The 19,762-nt window shown below is 67.0% G+C and carries 17 protein-coding genes; 16 read left to right on the top strand and 1 reads right to left on the bottom strand.

Translation table 11 applies throughout. From position 1 onward, the window contains the following. The first annotated feature begins 10 nt into the window (after positions 1-10). The 16 genes from SPMU_RS13055 to SPMU_RS12980 all read left to right on the top strand — a co-directional run bounded on the left by SPMU_RS13055 (position 11) and on the right by SPMU_RS12980 (position 16,746). Positions 11-490, top strand: a complete 480-nt coding sequence (locus tag SPMU_RS13055) for a PTS sugar transporter subunit IIA (RefSeq protein ID WP_088334342.1) — start codon at positions 11-13, stop codon at positions 488-490. After that, complete coding sequence (locus SPMU_RS13050; RefSeq protein WP_245833286.1) at positions 477-932, top strand: PaaI family thioesterase; 456 nt, start codon at positions 477-479, stop codon at positions 930-932. The genes SPMU_RS13055 and SPMU_RS13050 overlap by 14 nt, the downstream gene beginning before the upstream one ends. Continuing rightward, positions 929-1,255, top strand: a complete 327-nt coding sequence (locus tag SPMU_RS13045; protein WP_088334340.1) for a DUF1491 family protein — start codon at positions 929-931, stop codon at positions 1,253-1,255. Before SPMU_RS13050 ends, SPMU_RS13045 begins: the two co-directional genes overlap by 4 nt. Before the next feature lie 305 nt (positions 1,256-1,560). Beyond that, a complete protein-coding gene (locus tag SPMU_RS13040) occupies positions 1,561-2,043 on the top strand; it encodes a cell wall hydrolase (RefSeq protein WP_245833283.1) in 483 nt (160 codons plus the stop codon). A 75-nt stretch (positions 2,044-2,118) separates the two neighbouring features. Continuing rightward, positions 2,119-2,610 (top strand): MmcB family DNA repair protein, encoded by a 492-nt coding sequence (locus SPMU_RS13035; protein ID WP_088334417.1) that lies wholly within the window; start codon positions 2,119-2,121, stop codon positions 2,608-2,610. A gap of 105 nt (positions 2,611-2,715) precedes the next feature. Then, complete coding sequence (locus SPMU_RS13030) at positions 2,716-4,179, top strand: carboxyl transferase domain-containing protein (protein ID WP_088334338.1); 1,464 nt, start codon at positions 2,716-2,718, stop codon at positions 4,177-4,179. Next, entirely contained in the window at positions 4,172-4,963 is a 792-nt protein-coding gene (locus tag SPMU_RS13025) for an enoyl-CoA hydratase-related protein (RefSeq protein WP_088334337.1), read from the top strand. The genes SPMU_RS13030 and SPMU_RS13025 overlap by 8 nt, the downstream gene beginning before the upstream one ends. Positions 4,964-5,014: 51 nt before the next feature. Next, on the top strand, positions 5,015-5,401 hold the full coding sequence (locus tag SPMU_RS13020) for a lysozyme inhibitor LprI family protein (protein ID WP_088334336.1): 387 nt from the start codon (positions 5,015-5,017) through the stop codon (positions 5,399-5,401). Then, positions 5,338-6,393, top strand: coding sequence for a biotin synthase BioB (gene bioB / locus SPMU_RS13015; protein ID WP_088334335.1), 1,056 nt, complete (start codon positions 5,338-5,340; stop codon positions 6,391-6,393). The genes SPMU_RS13020 and bioB overlap by 64 nt, the downstream gene beginning before the upstream one ends. Positions 6,394-6,421: 28 nt before the next feature. After that, positions 6,422-8,395 (top strand): acetyl-CoA carboxylase biotin carboxylase subunit, encoded by a 1,974-nt coding sequence (locus tag SPMU_RS13010; RefSeq protein ID WP_088334334.1) that lies wholly within the window; start codon positions 6,422-6,424, stop codon positions 8,393-8,395. Between the two features lie 111 nt (positions 8,396-8,506). After that, the gene (locus SPMU_RS13005; RefSeq protein WP_088334333.1) at positions 8,507-9,988 is read left to right on the top strand and encodes an efflux transporter outer membrane subunit; all 1,482 of its coding nucleotides are present in this window, start codon (positions 8,507-8,509) and stop codon (positions 9,986-9,988) included. Beyond that, on the top strand, positions 9,988-11,373 hold the full coding sequence (locus tag SPMU_RS13000; RefSeq protein WP_088334332.1) for an efflux RND transporter periplasmic adaptor subunit: 1,386 nt from the start codon (positions 9,988-9,990) through the stop codon (positions 11,371-11,373). Before SPMU_RS13005 ends, SPMU_RS13000 begins: the two co-directional genes overlap by 1 nt. A 99-nt stretch (positions 11,374-11,472) precedes the next feature. After that, positions 11,473-12,186, top strand: a complete 714-nt coding sequence (locus SPMU_RS12995; protein ID WP_088334416.1) for an ABC transporter ATP-binding protein — start codon at positions 11,473-11,475, stop codon at positions 12,184-12,186. A gap of 87 nt (positions 12,187-12,273) precedes the next feature. After that, positions 12,274-13,482, top strand: a complete 1,209-nt coding sequence (locus SPMU_RS12990) for an ABC transporter permease (protein ID WP_088334331.1) — start codon at positions 12,274-12,276, stop codon at positions 13,480-13,482. A gap of 57 nt (positions 13,483-13,539) precedes the next feature. Next, positions 13,540-16,287: a [protein-PII] uridylyltransferase gene (locus SPMU_RS12985; RefSeq protein ID WP_088334330.1), complete on the top strand. Its 2,748-nt coding sequence runs from the start codon at positions 13,540-13,542 to the stop codon at positions 16,285-16,287. Between the two features lie 66 nt (positions 16,288-16,353). Further along, a complete protein-coding gene (locus SPMU_RS12980) occupies positions 16,354-16,746 on the top strand; it encodes a VOC family protein (RefSeq protein ID WP_088334329.1) in 393 nt (130 codons plus the stop codon). A 134-nt stretch (positions 16,747-16,880) separates the two neighbouring features. Here the strand turns inward: SPMU_RS12980 and SPMU_RS12975 are convergent, their stop codons facing one another. Beyond that, positions 16,881-19,640 (bottom strand): TonB-dependent receptor, encoded by a 2,760-nt coding sequence (locus SPMU_RS12975; RefSeq protein WP_088334328.1) that lies wholly within the window; start codon positions 19,638-19,640, stop codon positions 16,881-16,883. Positions 19,641-19,762 lie beyond the last annotated feature (122 nt).

Raw genomic sequence — 19,762 nt, 5'->3', positions numbered from 1 at the left:
CCGGTACGTCATGCCTAGTGATTTGAGCGATCTGCTGCACCCCGATCTGATTGCGGTCGGGGTGTCGGCAAGCAACAAGAAGATGTTGTTCCAGCAGCTGGGCGCGCTGGCCGTCGCCACGCTGGCGCTCGACGCGGGGAAGGTCGCGGGGGCGCTCGCCGACCGCGAGAAGCTGGGCTCGACCGGCTTTGGCGGCGGCGTCGCCTTGCCGCATGCACGCATCGAGGGGCTGCCGCGCATCGTGATCATGATCGCGCGCCTCGCGCAGCCGGTCGAGTTTCAGGCGGTCGACGACATGCCCGTCGATCTGGTGGTGGCGATCCTGTCGCCTGTGGGCGCCGGCGCCGATCATTTAAAGGCGCTGGCGCGCGTGTCGAACCGGCTGCGCGATCGCGGGTTTGTCGCCAAGCTGCGCGGCGCTGGCTCGCGCGATGCGATCTATGCGCTGCTCACATCGGACGACACGGGGAATGCGCGTGACGCGGCCTGAAGGCGCCGACGCCCACCATCGCGCGCTGGAATCGCTGTATGCCGCCGCGCCGATCAACCAGCTGTTCGCATCCACGCTGGAGATCCCGGAGCCGGGCGTGGCACGGATCAGCTTCGAGATCGTGCCCGCGCATTTCCACGCAGCGGGCGCCGCGCACGGCACCTCCTATTTCAAGATGCTGGACGATGCGGCGTTCTATGCCTGCAACAGCCTCATCACCGATCGCTTCCTGCTGACCACACAGTTCAATCTGCTCCTCACCCGCCCGCTCTCTGCTGGGCCGGTGATTGCGGAGGGACGCTGGATCAGCGGCCAGCGGCGCGTGTTCGTCGGCGATGCCCGTCTGATCACCCGGCGCGGCGAAGAGGTGGCGCGCGGCACCGGCACGTTCATGCGCAGCCGCATCGCGCTCGCGTCACTGCCGGGTTATCGGTTCGCGTGAACGGGCGACTGCCCACGCACCTCATCGTCTCGGCATTGCTGCGGCGGGTCAACGACGGCGGCGGGATTGCGGTGATCCGCGCGCGTGGTGACGCGGACGCCGGCGCGATCCTGGTGATTCTGGAGCGCGAAGACCGCCTCGTGGAACGCGGCATCGGCGCGGACGGCCAGGATACCTTGGTGCCAAGCGGGCCGAAGGCCGGCAGTGGCGAATCGCTCGATGATTACTGGCAACGCCGTCGTCGGAATGACCCCGATTTATGGGTCGTGGCTCTGGATATCGCGGACTCCCAACGGTTCGCCGCTGAAACGATCCTGCCATAATTGACGAAATGAGTGGGGTATGGCGATGCCCTGTTCATCGAAGTTTCGCGTTGTGCCGCGGCGGGTGCGATCCGCAATGGTGACGCAGTCGGGGGGGATCCCGGCCGATCGCTGTTCATTTTTTGAACGCCGGATCGTGTCCGCGTACCCACCGCCCTTGATAGTGGACGATGACCTTTTTCTCGCGGGCTGCGGCCGCCGTAGCCATGACGATCTCTTTCCTCGGCCTTAGTGCGCAGAGCACGGCCGGCCTGGCTGCCGGGGTTGAGCAAATGCTCCCTCAGTCCAGCCCAGCGGTGTCTTCGGTGACACCGACAACAGTTTCACAGCCGACTGGCTTCGATAGCGATGAACTCGCGATTGGCGATTCGGTTGCATATCCGACACTTGCGGCCGCTGTCGCCGCGCAGTCGACGCATGATGGCGATGACGAGGCGATCCAGTGCCTCGCCGGCGCGATCTTCTACGAATCCAAGGGCGAGCCGCTGTCCGGCCAGCTTGCGGTGGCCGATGTGATCATCAATCGCTCCAAGTCGGGCCGTTTCCCGGCCGACATCTGTGAAGTGGTGACGCAGCGCGGCCAGTTCGGCTTCGTCCGCGGCGGTCGCATTCCTCAGATCAACGAGGACAGCCGCTACTATCGCACGGCCGTCGCCGTGGCGAAGGTCGCGCTGGCAGACGCGTGGGACAGCGAAGCTGACCGTGCCCTGTATTTCAATCGTGGTCGCGCGCCCGGCTCGGGGCTGACCAAGGTGGCCACGATCGGTAACCACATCTTCTGGCGTTGACGGCAGGCGGCGCGCGCGTGCTTGGCAGCGCGGCGCCACCTTTTCATCGTTCCCCAATTGTTCTATGAAGCGGGCGTGCTGACCACGCCCGCTTCTTGCGTTGATGATCCATCCTCGCCGCTGTGCGCTGCGGATGTCGCCCGCGGCGTCACCCGCCTATTGCTGCGTCATGAGCTGATCGCGATGCAGGAAGTGCCGCTGGACGGTGGCCGGCGGGTCGATCTGATGGCGCTTGATGCGCGCGGGCAGATCACCATCGTCGAGATCAAGGTCTCCCGTGCCGATCTGGTGGGCGACAACAAGTGGCAGGATTACCTGCCGCATTGCGATCGCTTCTTCTGGGCCGTTCCTGCGGGGTTCGACCATACGCCGATCGCCAGCGAAGCGTTCTTGCCGGAGCGGACCGGCCTGATTGTGGCGGACCGTTACGATGCGGCGGTGGTGCGCGAAGCGCGTACCGAGCCGATGAACACGCACGCTAGGAAGAAATGCACCCTCGCGTTTGCGCGCCGCGCTGCGCGCCGACTAGTCGCGCTGTCCGATCCGGAGGCTGTGCAGGGGTGGTGAGCGGCCAAGCGCTTCTGCTCGTCGTTTCACCGCCGCACCTGACTGTTTTGCCATTTGCGTCCCGCCGCGCACAGGCGCAGGAAGCCGGCGCGGCAGGAGGATGCCATGGCGGCCATTGTCGAGGAACGGGAAGGTAGCGCGGCGCAGCATGCATGCGGTCGCCTCACCGCGCGCGAGCGGCTCGACATTCTGTTCGATGAAGCAAGCTTCGTTGAACCCGGTCCGGCGGGTCATGGCGTCGTCACCGGCCTCGGTCTTGTTCAGGGTCGCCCGGTCGCGGCCTTCAGCCAGGATGTGACGGACGCCGGCGGCACCATCACGCGTCAGCATGCCGAGAAGATCGGCCACCTGATCGACCGGGCCACAAGCCTCGGTGCCCCGATCGTGGGTCTCTATGATTCGCCCGGCAGCGCGCTTGACGAGGGGCTGTCTTGCCTCGCTGCGCAAGCAGCGATGCTGCAACAATCGGCGCGCGCCCAAGGCCGGGTGCCGCAAATGGCGCTGGTCTTCGGGCATAACGTCGGCACCGCCGCGCTTGCTCCGGCGCTGGCAGATGTCACCTTCATGCTCGATCGCGCCAGCGCGCTTTATCTGGCCGGCCCCGCAACATTGCGGCGCGCGACCGGTGAGATCGCAAGCGTCGAAGCGCTCGGCGGCCCGTCGCTCCATGCCACGCGGACCGGGATGGCTGACGGCGTGTTCGCCAACGAGATCGACCTGCTGTTGGCCGCGCGGGACCTGCTCGATCTGCTGCCGTCCGCGTCAGACAAACCGCCGCCCCAGATCGCAACGGGAGATCCCTACGATCGGGAGGAACCGGCGCTCGACAAGCTGGTCCCGCTAGATCCCACCGAGCCATACGACATGCGCGACCTCGCCCGCGCGATCGTGGACGAGGGGGAGCTGTTCGAGATCCAGCCCGGCCATGCCGCCAATGTAATATGCGGCTTTGGTCGCACCGAAGGGCGCACGATCGGGATCATCGGCAACCAGCCGATGGTCATGGGCGGCGCGATCGACAGCGCAGCCGCGCGCAAGGCGGCACAGTTTGCGCTCCGTTGCGATCGCTTCGGCGTGCCGATCGTCACCTTGCTGGATTCGCCGGGTTTCCTGCCGGGCGCCGCCGAAGAATCGCGCGGGATCGTGGCGGATGCGGCGAACCTGCTGGCGGCGTTAGCGCGTGCGTCCGTTCCGCGGATCACGATCGTGACGCGGCGAGCGCTTGGTACTGCGTGGACGGTTCTGGGGCCACAGCCAACCACGTCCTCACCCTGCTACGCGTGGCCGGGCGCGGAGATTGCCGCGATGACCGGCAACGCCGCGGCCGAGCTGTTGTTCGACGAGGGCGAGGATCAGAAAAAGCGTGACTATGCCGCCCGTATCGCTGATCCCTCGTCCGCCGTGGACGCAGGGTTCGTCGATGCGGTGATCCCGCCAGCCGCTACGCGGCGCACGATCGCCGAGGCGCTGCGCCGCATAGCGCCGCATGCGCAAGGATCCGGCAGCTTGCTGCCAATCCCGTCTCCGAACGGAGCGGGACATATGAGGGAGAGAGACCGAAATGGCTGATTACGAAACAATCCTGACCGAAATGAAGGGCGACGTCCTGGTCATCACGCTGAACCGCCCCGAGCGGCTGAATGCAGCGTCGATCCAGCTGGCCGAAGACCTGACGGTGGCGCTCTACGATCTTCAGGGTGCGCGCGCCGTGCTGCTCACCGGCGCCGGACGCGCCTTCTGCTCGGGCGCCGATCTCCAGGCACGCGGCGGCGGGGATTCGCCCGTCAAGGGCGGGGATACCAGCCACCGCGCGCTGATGAACTTCTACAACCCGCTCATGAGCCAGATCATGCACCTCTCGGTGCCGGTGGTAACGGCGGTCAACGGCCCCGCGGCTGGCGTCGGCTGCTCCATGGGCCTGTCGGGCGATTTCGTGTTCGCCGGCAAGAGCGCCTATTTCCTCCAGGCGTTCGTAAATATCGGCCTCGTCCCGGACGGCGGCTCCACCTGGCTGCTCGCCAAGGCGATCGGCAAGGCGCGCGCCACGCAGATGATGATGCTGGGCGAGCGGATCGGTGCCGAGCAGGCGCAGGAATGGGGCCTCATCTACAAGGCCGTCGATGACGACAAGCTGATGGAAGAAGCGCTCGCGCTCGCCACTCGCCTCGCCGCTGGCCCGACCATCGCGCTATCGGCCATGCGCCGCAACATCATGACGGCGCTCGACGGCAGCTTCGACGCGGTGCTGCGTGCAGAGGCAGAAGGGCAGCGCCTCGCCGGCGGCTCCGATGATTCTCGCGAAGGCGGCCTCAGCTTCCTTCAGAAGCGCAAGCCTGTGTTCAAGGGCCGTTGACCATCCATCCCGTCCCGGTGCGTTGGTGCCGGGACGGATCATGGAGGCACGATGAGCAAGCTTTATATCCCCGCCCTTTGCCTGGCGGTTCTGGCGCCAAGCCAGTCGGCGGGCGCCCAGACTCAGGCGCAGATGAGGGCGCAGGCGGCTGATGATCTGCGCCGCGCGGACGCTGCGCTGAACGCGCAATGGAAACAGACCTATGCCCGCATGAAGGACCGCGATGCGCGTGACGGATCGCGTGGCGGAGGGTTCGGCTATGCGGCGGCAACGCTTGCCAGCCAGCGCGCTTGGCTGCAGTTCCGTGACAAGCAGTGCGAGATCGAGGGCGGGCAATACGCTGGCGGCTCACTGCAGGGGGTCGTGCGTGGGCAATGCTTCACGCGGCTGACCCGGGAGCGGACCCAACAACTGAAGGATCTGATGTGGACGCGGTGACCCGCAATGATTGGACCCGTGATGAAATCGCGGCGCTCTTTGATCTGCCGTTCGATGAGCTGATGTGGCACGCGCAGGGCGTACACCGCGCGCATCACGCTGTGGGCGAGGTGCAATTGTGCACCTTGCTGTCGATCAAGACCGGCGGCTGCCCGGAGGATTGCGGCTATTGCTCGCAGTCGGCGCATGCCGACAGCGGCGTCAAGGCGACCAAGCTGATGGACGTGCGCGCCGTGTTGCAACGCGCCGCGGAGGCGCGCGACGCCGGCAGTCAGCGTTTCTGCATGGGCGCCGCGTGGCGCAATCCTAAGGACCGCGACATGGATGCGATCGTCTCCATGATCGAGGGCGTGCGCGAGATGGGCATGGAAACGTGCATGACGCTCGGCATGCTGACACCGGCCCAGGCGCAGCGGCTCGCCGATGCGGGGCTCGATTACTACAATCACAACATCGATACTTCGCCCGAGCGTTATGGCGAGGTCATCACCACGCGCTCCTTTGGCGAACGGCTCGAAACGCTGGAGCATGTGCGCTCGGCAGGGATCAACGTCTGCTGCGGCGGCATCGTCGGCATGGGCGAGACGCGCGAGGATCGCGTCGGCTTCGTCCATGCGCTCGCCACCATGCCGCGCCATCCCGAGAGTGTTCCGGTCAATGCGCTGGTGCCGGTGAAGGGCACCGTGCTGGGCGACATGCTCGCCGACGCACCGCTCGCCAAGATCGACGATATCGAGTTCGTCCGCACCGTGGCCGTCGCGCGGATTGCCATGCCGCTCAGCATGGTTCGCCTGTCCGCAGGACGCGAATCGATGAGCGAGGCGACGCAGGCTTTGTGCTTCATGGCCGGCGCCAATTCGATTTTCACCGGGGACAAGCTGCTGACCGCCGGCAATCGCGGCGACAGCGCCGACGCCAATCTGTTCGCGAAGCTTGGCCTGAAGCCGATGCTCGCTGAGGAGCCGATGCGCGTGTGCGAGGCGGCGGAATAAGGTTGCGCTGCGGGCGAGGGTAGCAGGCATGTTCGGCAAGATCCTGATCGCCAATCGCGGTGAGATCGCGTGCCGGATCATCCGTACTGCCCGCCGCATGGGCATCGGCACGGTGGCGGTCTATTCCGATGCCGATGCGCGTGCCCTGCACGCCCAGATGGCGGACGAGGCGGTGCGGATCGGCCCCGCGCCCGCGAGCGACAGCTATCTGGATTCGGACCGCATCCTCGCCGCTGCACTTGCCACCGGGGCGGATGCGATCCATCCCGGCTACGGCTTTCTCTCCGAACGCGCGTCCTTCGCCACTGCCTGCGCCGAGGCGGGCATCACCTTCATCGGCCCGCCGCCCTCCGCCATTGCCGCGATGGGCGACAAGATCGAATCGAAGAAGCTCGCCCGCATGGCGGGGGTGAACGTCGTGCCCGGCCGTCCCGGTGCGATCGAGGATGTCGCGGAAGCGCTGGGGGCCGCCGCGGCGATCGGCTATCCCGTGATGATGAAGGCTTCCGCCGGCGGCGGCGGGAAGGGCATGCGCGTCGCCTGGCACGAAGCCGACGTCCGTGACGGCTTTGACGCCGTTCGCCGCGAGGCGCTGGCGAGCTTCGGCGATGATCGCGTGCTCCTGGAAAAGTTCATCGAACGGCCGCGCCATATCGAGATCCAGCTGCTCGGCGATCAGCACGGCACTATTCTTCATCTCGGCGAACGCGAATGCTCGATTCAGCGTCGCCACCAGAAGGTGGTGGAGGAAGCGCCGTCCCCCTTTGTCACGCCCGCGATGCGCCAGGCGATGGGCGAGCAGGCGATTTCGCTCGCCCGGGCGGTCGGCTATCACAGCGCGGGCACGGTGGAACTGATCGTCTCGGGCGCGGATCCGAGCGGCCAAAGCTTCTACTTTCTCGAAATGAACACCCGCCTTCAGGTGGAGCACCCGGTGACGGAGGCGGTAACCGGACTGGATCTCGTCGAGCAGATGATCCGCGTGGCGGCCGGCGAACGGCTTGGCTTTACCCAGGCGGACGTTCGCCTGAACGGTTGGGCGGTGGAAACGCGGGTTTATGCGGAGGATCCCTATCGCGGGTTCCTCCCCAGCACGGGCCGGTTGGCGCGCTATCGCCCGCCCGAGCGCGCCGTCGACCCCGCCAACAGCGGTATGCCGCGCCGCGTCCGTGTCGATGACGGGGTGGAGGAGGGCGATACGATCAGCCGCTTCTACGATCCGATGATCGCCAAGCTGATCACCTGGGCGCCAGAGCGGAATGAGGCCATCGACGCGCAGCGCGACGCGCTCGACGCCTTTGTCATGGATGGTCCGGCGACCAATACCGACTTCCTCTCCGCGCTGATGCAGCATCCCCGCTTCCGCAGCGGCGATCTGGCCACCGGCTTCATTGACGAGGAATATCCCACCGGCTTCACCGGCGCACCCGCATCACCGGCGCTCCTGCGCGGGCTCGCCGCGCTGGCCGTTCTGATGGCCACGGCGCGGGCACGCGGGCCGATCGAAAAGCAATGGTCGGTGCGGATCGATGGGAGGGATTTCGCCGTCACGCATGGCGGCGGCGCACTGACGGTCGACGGCGAAGCGATGGCGCTTTCCCACGATTATGCACCCGGCCGCACCAGCGTCCGCCTGCTGGTGGAGGACGAATGGGTGACGGTGCAGGCGGCGCGCACGCGGACCGGGTTCATCCTCCGCACGCGCGGCGCCCGTCATGAGGTCCGCGCCTTGCCGCAGCGCATCGCCGCTTATGCTCGCCACCTCCGTGAGGAGAACGCCCAAGAAGATCGCAAGCAGATCATCGCGCCCATGTCAGGGCTGCTCGTGCGACTGGACGTACGGGCGGGCGACGCGATCGTCGCCGGGCAAGCGCTCGGCGTGATCGAGGCGATGAAGATGGAGAACGTGCTTCGCGCGCCCGGCGACGGGACGGTGGCAGCGGTGCGGGCGGCGGCGGGCCAGAGCGTCGCCACCGATCAGGTGCTGGTCGACCTGGTCTGATCGCGATGCCCCGTACGTGACGGTCAGTATCGGCGACCCCCAATCACGCTGCGACAAATCGCGACACAAAAGCGCTGGACCCTTGCGGGCCTTCCAACCATTTCCGCAACCATGACGCGCTTGCGGGCTCCGCTTCTCTCCGCTGTCCTTGGGGCTGTTACCCTTGGTGGTTGTACCGTCGGGCCAGACTATCGCCCACGCACGTCCGCCGAACTGGGCGTGCCGGACGCCTTCTCCGTCACCGCGGCGCCGACGCGTGAGGATCTGACGCGCTGGTGGCGCAGCTTCGACGATCCGGTGCTCGGCGATCTGGTCGAGCGGGCCGCCGCGAGCAACCTCGACATCGCGCAAGCCTCCGCAAGGCTGCGTCAGGCCCGCGAGGCACTGGTGCAAAGCCGCGCCAGCCTGCTGCCGACGGTGAACGGGTCGGGCGGCTTCAGCCGATCGGAAACGCTGCGCGGCGGACAAACGCTGATCACCCTGCCCGATGGTACTACGCAGAGCATCGGCGGCGGCGGCGGATCGAATTTCTCGCTCGGCCTCGACGCGCAATACCAGCTTGGCCTGTTCGGCGAGGTCCGCCGCACGGTGGAGGCCAGCCAGGCCCAATATGAAGCTTCGGGCTTTGATCAGGCAACGGTGCTCCTGTCCGTCCAGGCCGAAGTCGCGCGCAATTACGTGCTGGCGCGGCTCTACCAGTTGCAGCTCGCCAATGCCCGCGACAGCCTGGCGCTCCAGGACGACAATCTGGAGATCGCCGGCTTCCGCGTGCAGGCCGGGCTCGTCTCCAGCCTCGATCAGGAGCAGGCGCGCGTGCAGCGTGCGCAGACCGCCGCCTCCGTTCCCTTGATCGAGCAGCAATATAACGCTGCCGTGTCACGCCTCGGCGTCCTCACCGGCGCAGCGCCGGGCGCGCTGAAGCCGATGCTCGTCGCCCCCCGGCCGATCCCGCGCGGGCCGCAGAGCGCCGGCGTCGGCATCCCCGCCGATGTCTTGCGCCAGCGCCCCGATGTGCGCGCAGCCGAGCGCGCGCTGGCCGCCGCGACGGCGCAGATCGGCGTTGCCACCGCGCAGCTTTACCCCGCGCTCGCGATCAGCGGCAACATCAGCACGCGCGCCGGCAACCTCGGCGGTTTGCTCGACACGGTGACCGGCGGCCTGTTCGCCGGCCTGACGCAGGCGATCTTCAACGGCGGCCGGCTGAGGAGCCAGGTCCGGGGCGCAGAGGCTGCCGCGGACTCCGCCTTGGCCGGCTACAAGCGCGCAGTGCTGGTCGCGCTGGAGGACATCGAGAATGCCGTGGTGGCGCTCAGCACCGCCGAGGCGCGTGAGCGCGAGTTCGCGGTGGCACTGGAAGCGGCCAGCAATTCCGCGCTCCTCAGCCGCAGCCAATATCGCACGGGCCTCACCGATTTCACCACGCTAAGCCAGCAGGAAGCGGCGCTCCTGTCGGCCCGCAACAGCGCCGCACAGGCCCGCGCCGATCACGCCAACGCGCTGATCCAGCTCTACAGCGCGCTTGGCGGCGGTTGGGACGCCAGCGCCGCGCCCGAGGCTACCACATCGAACAACAGCCAGGACGGAACCCGCTGATGGCGACCGAGCAACTCGACGATTTCCTCGGGGTGAAGCCGCAGCCGGCGTGGCGCCGCTGGGTGAAATGGGGTGCCGTCGCGCTCGGTGTCCTCCTCCTGGTGTTGTTGGGGATGCGGCTCTTCGGCGCGCGTGCGGAGGCGGGATACGCCACCGCACCCGTCCGCCGCGGGAATCTCACCGTCACCGTCTCCGCCACCGGCAAGCTCGCGCCGACTAACCAGGTCACCGTCGGCTCGCAATTGTCCGGCCTCGTCACCCGCGTCGTCGTGGACGTCAACGATCGCGTGACGGCGGGGCAGGCACTGGCGCTGATCGATCCCGAGCAGATCGACGATCAGATCCGCGCCGGTCAGGCGCAGCTCGCCGCCAACGTCGCGGGCGTGAACCAAGCGCGCGCCACCGTTTCGGAGGCGCAGGCCCAGTTGGCGCGGCTGGAGGAGGTTTACCGCCTTTCCAACGGCCGCGTTCCCTCGCAAACCGAATTGCAGGCCGGCCGTGCGAATGCGCAGCGCGCAGTGGCGGCGCTTCGCGTGGCGGAAGCGAATGTCGCCGCGGCGCGCGCCAATTTGGCGCAGAACCAGACGCAGCGGAACCGCGCCATTATCCGCTCGCCCGTCAACGGCGTGGTGCTCGCGCGGCAGGTCGATCCCGGCCAGACGGTGGCGGCGTCGTTCAACACGCCCACCCTGTTCGTGATCGCCGAGGACCTGAGTAAGATGAAGCTGCAGGTCGCGATCGACGAAGCCGACGTCGGCTCGGTAAAGGAGGGGCAGCCAGCCAGCTTCACCGTTGATGCATTCCCCGGCCGCACCTTCCCCGCCACCATCACCCGCGTTGATCTCGGCTCTAACCTGACGGCCAGCAGCGCCAGCGCCTCCTCCACCGGCACCGCCGCCACGGCAACGGCCGGGCAAGTGGTCTCCTACGCTGCGGATCTGACAGTGGCGAACGCCACCATGGAGCTGCGCCCCGGCATGACGGCGACGGCCGATATCGTCACCAGCGACAAGAAGAACGTCCTGCTCGTGCCCAACGCCGCCTTCCGCTTCAAGCCCACCGCCGCGGGCGCCGGAGGAAGCGGCGGGATCGCCGGCTCGCTCACCTTCCGCCCACGCCGCGACCGGCCGGAGCGCCAGGCGACGCTTGGCCGCGGCGCGCAGCAGACGGTGCATATCAAGGGCGCCGATGGGCAGCCGCAGCCGGTGCAGGTAACGACGGGCGACACCAACGGCGCCGTCACCGAAGTGCTTTCGGGCGGCTTGCGGCCGGGCATGGAGGTGATCACCGGCCAGCTATCCGCCGGCGAAGAGGGCGCGCGCGGCGGCGGTGGCGGACAACGGCGCCAGCGCGCGGGAGGCCCGGGTGGCGCAGGTGGAGCGTAAAGCCGCGATCCGGATGCCGCCTTGCGCGACAAAGGCGCCGCCGCACGCACGCGAAATGCCGACCATCGTTCGGCCGGCACGCAGCGGAGCGCCCGCGCGATGACCGATCCGATCATCTCGCTCCGCGCCGTCACCAAGGTTTATGGCAGCGGCCCCACCGCGTTTCAGGCGCTGAAAGGCGTCGATCTCGATATCGCCGCCGGTGATTTCGTCGCGGTCATGGGCCCGTCGGGGTCGGGCAAGTCGACTACCATGAACATCCTCGGCTGCCTGGACGTGCCCAGCGCCGGCACTTTTCTGTTTCGCAGGCACCACGTCGAAACGCTGGACCGCGATCAGCGCGCGTTGCTCCGCCGTAAGTATCTCGGCTTCGTTTTCCAAGGCTTCAACCTGCTCAGCCGCACCAGCGCGCTCGAGAATGTCGAGCTGCCGCTCCTGTATCGCGGCGACGATCGCAAGCGCCGCCGCGAGGCGGGGATGGCGGCGCTGGACAAGGTCGGGCTCGCGGATTGGTGGGATCACACCCCGGCGGAGCTGTCCGGCGGTCAGCAACAGCGCGTTGCCATCGCCCGCGCGATCGTCACCCGCCCGGACGTGCTGCTCGCCGACGAGCCGACCGGCAATCTCGATTCGGAGCGTTCGATCGAGATCATGGAGCTGCTCACCGATCTGAACCGGGAGAGCGGGATCACCGTGCTGATGGTGACGCACGAGCCCGAGATGGCCGCCTTTGCGCACACCGTGGTTCACTTCAAAGACGGTTTGGTGGAGCGGGTCGATACCAATCATCGCATGGGGCAGGAGGTGTCGTGATCGGCGCTGGTCGGACCTCCCGCTGCTGTGCGCCGTCGCATGGCAGCCGCTCGTGCGGCCTTGCGCTGCGGCAAGGATCGTAAGCCCATGTTCGGCACCACCTTCATTCTCGCGCTTCGCTCGATCCGCCGCCACCTGCTGCGCTCGTTCCTGACCACGCTCGGCATCGTCATCGGTGTGGCGGCCGTCGTGGCGATGGTTACGCTCGGCAAGGCGACGACCAGCGCGGTGCAGCAGCAGATCGCGGCGCTTGGCACCAACGTGCTTCAGATCCGTCCCGGCCAGGGCTTCGGGCGCGGCGGCGGCGGCCCGCGGCCGCCCGATTTCAAGCCCGAAGACGTGACCGCGATCGAGCAGCAGGTCGCCGGGGTCACCGCCGTGGCGCCGCAGGCCTCGACGGCCGCGACCGCCATTTATGAAGGCGCGAACTGGTCCACCACGATCCAGGGCACCACCAACGCCGTCTTCACCGTGCAGCCATGGCCGCTGGCGCAGGGGCGCACCTGGACGGTGCCCGAGGAGCAGGCTGGCAAGGCGGTGTGCATCATCGGCAATACGGTGCGGCAGAACCTGTTCCGGGGCGGCGATGCCGTCGGCCGGCGCATGCGGATCGGCGACATCAGCTGCGACGTGATCGGCGTGCTGACCGCGCGCGGGCAGGCGGGGTTCGGCGGGGATCAGGACGATACGGTGGTGATGCCGATCAAGGCGGTGCAGCGCCGCTTCACCGGCAGCCGCGACATTCGTCTGATGCTGGTCGGCGTCGATCAGGCTTATTCCACAACGGCGGTGCAGGCCTCGATCAGCGATCTCCTGCGCGAGCGGCGCAACATCACCGGCACCAAGCAGGATGATTTCAACATCTTCGATACCAAGCAGATCAGCGACACGCTGACGGGCACCACCACGTTGCTGACGCGCATCGTCGCGGCGGTGGCGGCGATCAGCTTGGTCGTCGGCGGGATCGGCATCATGAACATCATGCTGGTGTCGGTGACGGAGCGGACGCGCGAGATCGGCATTCGCCTGGCGATCGGCGCGGTTGCCAATGAAGTGCTGATGCAATTCCTTGTGGAGGCGGTGGTGCTCTCGATGCTCGGCGGGCTGATCGGCCTGGTGCTGGCGCAGCTGGTCATCGCCGGGGCAACGCCGTTGATGCAGGTGCCGTGGACGTTTGATCCCACCATCAACATGGTGGCCTTCGCGATTGCGGCGGCGATCGGCGTGGTCTTCGGTTACTTCCCGGCACGCCGCGCCGCCGGACTGAACCCGATCGACGCGCTGCGCCACGAATAAGCGGCCCGGCAATCGGGCGGGTGGCCGCGGGCGCAGCGCTGGCTTACATCGGTGCGCATGAACCCGCGCTTCGAAAATGTGCCCAATCGCCGCGCCATCGTGGATCGCCGCGCGCTTGCCGAGGAACTCGCGGCGATCGCCACCAATGATCCTTCGCTGCTCCGGCGCGAGGCAATCGGGCGCCTGAAGGAAGCGCTGGACGATGGGCGCGCGGAAATCGCGCGGCGGCTGGCGGAGCGGCCGTCACGCGGGCTGGAAGCGGCGAATGCGCAGGCGTTCCTGATCGATCAGCTGCTGAAGCTGCTGTACGATCTGGCGACGCAGCGGCTGTATCCGCTGAGCAACCCCACCGCCTCCGAACGGCTGACGCTGATGGCCGTGGGTGGCTATGGCCGCGGCGAGATGGCGCCTTTCTCCGACGTGGACATCGCCTTCATCACCCCCTGGAAGCAGCCGCCCTGGGCCGAGCAGGTGATCGAGACGCTGCTATATTCCTTGTGGGACATGGGGCTAAAGGTCGGCCATTCGTCGCGCTCGCTCGACGAAATGGTGCGTCAGGCGAAGGGCGACGTGACGATCCGCACCGCGCTGCTGGAGGGGCGGTACGTCTGGGGTGACGAGGCTCTCTACCGCGAAACGCTGGCGCGCTTCCGCAACGAGGTGACGCGCGGCAGCGAGCGTCAGTTCATTGCCGACAAGCTGGCCGAGCGCAACGCCCGCCACCTGAAGATGGGCGACAGCCGCTACGTGGTCGAGCCCAATGTGAAGGAAGGGAAGGGGGGGCTGCGCGATCTCCACGCGCTCTTCTGGATCGGCAAATACGTCTATGACGTCGATCGCGCCGCGCAGCTGGTGAACCAGGGGCTCTTCACGCCGGCGGAATACCGCCTGTTTCACCGCGCCGACAATTTCCTCTGGGCGGTGCGCTGCCACCTGCACCTCGCCGCCGGCCGCGCCGAGGACCGGCTGACCTTCGACATGCAGCGCGAGATCGCCGAGCGGATGCGTTACGCCGATCGCCCGGGCAAGGCCGCGGTTGAGCGGTTCATGCAATTTTACTTCCTGCAGGCGAAGACCGTCGGCGCGCTGACGGGGGTGTTCCTCGCGCATATCGATGATCTGTTTGCCGGCCGCGGTCGCCGCTTCGGCCTTCCGCAGCTACGCCGCCGCCCCCGCAAGTTGCAGGGCTTCGTGCTCGATCGCGGGCGACTGGCACTGCCGCACGACGCATTCTTTGCCGAGGATCCGACCCGGCTGGTCGAGATCTTCCAGCTCGCGGATCTGCACGGCGTGGAGATTCACCCGCTGGCGATGCGCGCCGCCACCCGCGACGCGAAGCTCGTCGATGACGTGCGCGCCGATCCGCGCGCCAATGCGCTGTTCCTTGATCTGCTCACCTCGCCGCGTGATCCCGAAATGGTGCTGCGGTGGATGAACGAGGCCGGCGTCTTTGGCCGGTTCGTGCCCGATTTCGGCCGCGTCGTCGCGCAGATGCAGTTCGATATGTACCACCATTATACGGTGGACGAACATACCATCCGTGCAATCGGGCTGCTGGCGCGGATCGAGCGGGGGGAGCTCGCCGCGGACCACCCGCTGGCATCGGAAATCCTGCCGCAGATCGTGTCACGCCGTGTGCTGTACGTGGCGGTGCTGCTGCACGACATCGCCAAGGGCCGCGGTGGCGATCACTCGATCCTGGGCGCTGCCGTGGCGGAGCGGCTGTGTCCCCGCTTCGGCCTGACCCGCGCCGAAACCGAAACGGTGGCGTGGCTGGTGCGCTATCACCTGCTGATGTCCGCCACCGCGTTCAAGCGCGACTTGTCGGATTTCAAGACGATCCTCGATTTCACCCATGTCGTGCAATCGGCCGAGCGGCTCCGCTTGCTACTCGTCCTCACCATCGTGGATATCCGCGCGGTCGGGCCGGGCACGTGGAACGGATGGAAGCGCCAGCTGCTCGGTGATCTGTACGAGGCCGCCGAGGAGGTGCTGCGCCTCGGCCATAAGCAGCGCGGGCGTGACGAGCGGATTGCCGCGAAGCAGGCCGGGCTGGCCGAGGCGCTGGGCTGGGGCCCGGACGCGATGGCGGCCTATCTGCGTCGTTTCCCCGAGGCCTATTGGATCGCGGAGCCCGACGATGTGCTGGCGCATAACGCGCGCTTTGTCGCCGGCGTGGGCGAGGCGCGGCTCGCCATCGATGCGCAGGTCTATGCGCAGCGCGGCGCCACGCTCGTCACCGTCTATGCCGCCGACCATCCGGGCATCTTCTACCGCATCGCCGGCGCGATCCATGTCGCCGGCGGCAACATCATCGACGCGCGCATCCACACCACGCGCGACGGCATGGCGCTCGACAATTTCCTCGTCCAGGATCCGTTCGGCCGACCATTCGACGAGGCGGGGCAGCTCGCCCGCTTGCAGACCGCGATCGAGGACGCGCTGGCGAACCGCGGCAAGCTCGTCGATCGGCTAAAGGCCAAGCCGCTGCCGCGCGTGCGCGCCGACGCGTTCCGGATCGAGCCCAATGTGTTGGTGGATAACAAGGCGTCCAATCGCTTCACCGTGGTGGAGGTAACCGCGCGCGATCGCCCGGCGCTGCTGAATCAGCTTGCCCATGCGCTGTTCCAATCAAAGGTGACGATCCACTCCGCCCATGTCGCCACGTACGGCGAGCGCGCGGTGGACACGTTCTACATCACCGATCTGACCGGGGATAAGATCGCCACCACCTCGCGGCTGAAGGCGCTGGAGAAACGGCTGCTCGATGCCGCAGCCGGGCGCGCGGTCGAACTGGCCGCCTGAAATCCTCCCCTTCGCCGCGGTGCTCCGTTGCGATAGGATGCCAGGGGACCAGAGGGAGACTCGGCCATGCCGGTGCTGGGAATGGGCGGCCTGTTTTTTCGCGCAAAGGATCCGGAGGCGCTGAGCGCCTGGTATCGCGATCACCTGAAGATCGGCCCGGGTTGCAGCGGCGATCCCGCGGTCACGCCCAGTGAATGGTTCTGGCACGCGCAGGGCGGCCCGTTCGTTTTCGCGCCGTTCAAGAAAGCGACCGACTATTTCGCGGCCGACAAGGCCTTCATGATCAATCTGCGGGTGAGCGATCTCGCCGGAATGATCCGCGATCTGACGGCCGCCGGCATCGCGGTCGAGACGCGCGCCGAGTGGGATTCGCCCGAGACGGGTCACTTCGCCCGCATCCATGATCCCGAGGGCAACGGGATCGAATTGTGGGAGCCTCCCGCCGGTTCCGCCGGCTGATCGCCCGCGCGCGGCTGCCGCACATCCGGCTTTCGCCGAATCGCTTGCCCCTAAACGACATCACCCCGGCTTCAGCGATCTGAAGCCGGGGTGATGCGTTCAAAAACCGGGCGCGGTCTCCCGCGCCCGTTCGATCAGAAGCGCTTACGAACGGTCACGCCGTAGGTCCGCGGCTCGCCCAGGAAGGACGAGAAGATCTGGTTCGCCGGCGACGTGCCCAGACGGAGCGTCTGGCCAAGGCTGCCCGCGCCCTGGAACGGCGCGTTGAAGGCGACCTGCTGGAAGTTGATGTCGAAGATATTCTGCACGAAGCCTTCGATCGACCAGTTCTGGTCCGGCCCGCGCAGGCCGATGCGTGCGTTGGCAACGAAGAAGCCGTCCTGCTCCTTCTCGATGAAGAGGTCGGAGCCGGTGTTATAGTCGCTCGACAGACGACCATCGGCGTAGAACAGCGCCGTCATCCCCGAGCTGCCCAGCTCCGGCGTCCAGCTGACCGAGCCCGTCGCGACATTGCGCGGCGCGTTCGACATCTGGCCACCCGGCGTCAGGAACAGCGCCGGATCGAGCGGCTCACCCGAGGCCGAGCCGACCAGGTCGCGGCGGAACTTGGTGTCGGCCAGCGTGTAGCCGAGGTTCACCGCGAAGTTGCGCGCCGGGTAGAAGCCGAGCTCGAGCTCGACGCCCTGGCTGCGAACGCCCGTGCCGACGTCGCCGGTGCAGCGGCCCGTCACTGCCGAGCCGTCCTGGTCGCCGCCGTTCAGGCTTTCCGAGCACGAACCGATGTTCTGCACGACGAAGTTGGTGCCGTTGAACGTGTTGAGCTGGAAGTTCTCGAAGTCCGAACGGAACACCGTCAGGTTCGCGGTGAAGCGACGGCTCGAATACTTCACGCCGGCTTCGTAGCTGTTCACCAGCTCCGGATCGAAGCGCAGGCGCGCGGCGCCGGCGTTCGTCGGCGGGGCAAAGGCGTTGGGCGCCAGCTCCGAACGATCGAGGTTATAGCCGCCGGCCTTATAGCCGCGCGAGTAGCTGGCGTAGAGCATCAGGTCGCGCGTCGGCTTCCAGGAAACGACGCCCGTGCCGGTGAACTCGTTCTCGCTGAAGTTGTCGCGCAGATCGAGCCCGTTGAGCGCCACCGAGGAATTGCCGGTGCAGCCCAGGGTGATGATGCCGCCGGCCAGGCTGGCCAGCGCCGCGTTGCTGAGCAGCGGGGCGAGGCCCTGCTGCAGCTGCGGGCAGACGGTGTTGGTGTTGTTGAAGTTCGCGCTGAACTTCTTTGCCTCATGCGTCCAGCGCAGGCCGCCGGTGATCGACAGCGTGTCCGTCAGCTTGAAGATGTTGTGCGTGAAGAACGCGTAGTTCTCGCTGCCCTGATAGTAACGCGCGTTCTGGTCGCCCAGGTTGTTGAGCGTGGACAGCGTACGCAGGCCACCCAGCAGCGCCGGCGCGGCCGGGCCAAAGGCGCCGGTCAGCGTGGCGGCGCCGGCTGCACTCAAGCAGCCCGGTGCCGCCGGGTTGCGCAGTGCCGCCGCGGCGTTGACGGTCGCAACGATGCGGCACGATGCGAACGCGCCATATTGCGAGCCGAACTGGAGGTTGTCGGCGATCGTCAGGTCTTCGTTCGAATAGAAGCCGCCGATCAGCCAGTTCAGCCGATCGCCGAACGCCTCGCCCTGCAGGCGGACTTCCTGCGTGAAGGTGTGGAACTGGCGGAAGGCGTTGCCGTCGTCGGCGCGGTAGCCGAGGTCGACGTTGCCGAAGTCGATGTCGCCGGCGTTGCCCGACTTATATTCGCGATAGGCGGTGATCGACGTCAGCGAGGCATTGCCGAAGTTGTAGTCGATCTGCATCGACCCGCCGTAATCCTTGGTCTCGTTCGAATAGTCGCGACCCGGCGTGAACGCAATGCGGCGGTTGTACGGATCGCCCGCGCTCGGCAGCACGCCGCCCAGGCTGCGCAGCACGTCGACGATGCGGTTCCCGGCCGGATTGACGGTGAAGTCGCCCGGTACGCCCGGCGTCGGATCGAGCTTCTCGCGCGTGTCGACATAAACAGCGCCGCAGCACTTTTCGTCGCGCCAGGTGTAATCGCCGAGCAGGCGGATCGTGAGGTCGGAGGTCGGTTCGAACAGCAGCTGACCACGAACGAACCAGCGGTTGCGGTCGTTGAAGTCGGTGTTGTTGACGACATCCTGCAGGAAGCCGTCACGCTTGTGGAACACGCCGTCGAGGCGGAACGACAGCAGGTCCTTGACGATCGGGCCGGTTACGGCACCCGCCACGCGGATGTTGTCGTAATTGCCGTAGGTGCCCTCGACATAGCCGCCGAAGTCCTGCGACGGCAGCTTGGTGTAGATGTTGATCGCACCGGCGGATGCGTTGCGGCCGGACAGCGTGCCCTGCGGGCCGCGCAGCACTTCGACACGGTCGATCTCGCCGATGTCGTTCAGGCCCGAACCGGTGCGGCTACGGTAAACGCCATCGATGAACACCGCGACCGAGCTTTCGAGGCCGGGGTTGTCGCCCACGGTGCCGATGCCGCGGATACGCGCCGACGCATTCGCTTCGCTGCCGGTGGAGGACACGAGCAGCGAGGGGGCGAGCTGGGTCAGGCCACGGATGTCGTTGGCACCCGAATTTTGCAGCGCTGCCTGGCTTACTGCGGAAACCGCGATCGGCACGTCGGCGAGGCGCTCGGCACGGCGGGTAGCGGTGACGACGATGTCGCCGGCGCCCATCTGCGGCGCGCCAAGATCAGTATCGCTGACCGGGGCATCCTGCGGCTGCTCGACCGAACCGGCGGCGGTGGGATCCTGGCTCGGCTGCTGCTGCGCGAGCGCGGGCAGGGCGGCAAAAAGAACGGCGGTGGACAATAGCGAGGCGGCGCGACGCATCGGGCTCTCCAGATTATTTTTTGAAGATTGGGTTTGGTGCGCCGCCTTTAGGGCCACAGATACAGGCGCAAAGAATTTTCTGTGTTGAAAATGTCTTTTCGAATGAAGCTGTCGCCTGGATG

Source organism: Sphingomonas mucosissima (assembly GCF_002197665.1).
Taxonomy (GTDB): Bacteria; Pseudomonadota; Alphaproteobacteria; order Sphingomonadales; family Sphingomonadaceae; genus Sphingomonas; species Sphingomonas mucosissima.
The sequence above is the reverse complement of the archived record's forward strand: the minus strand, read 5'-3'. Positions and strand labels throughout refer to the sequence as shown.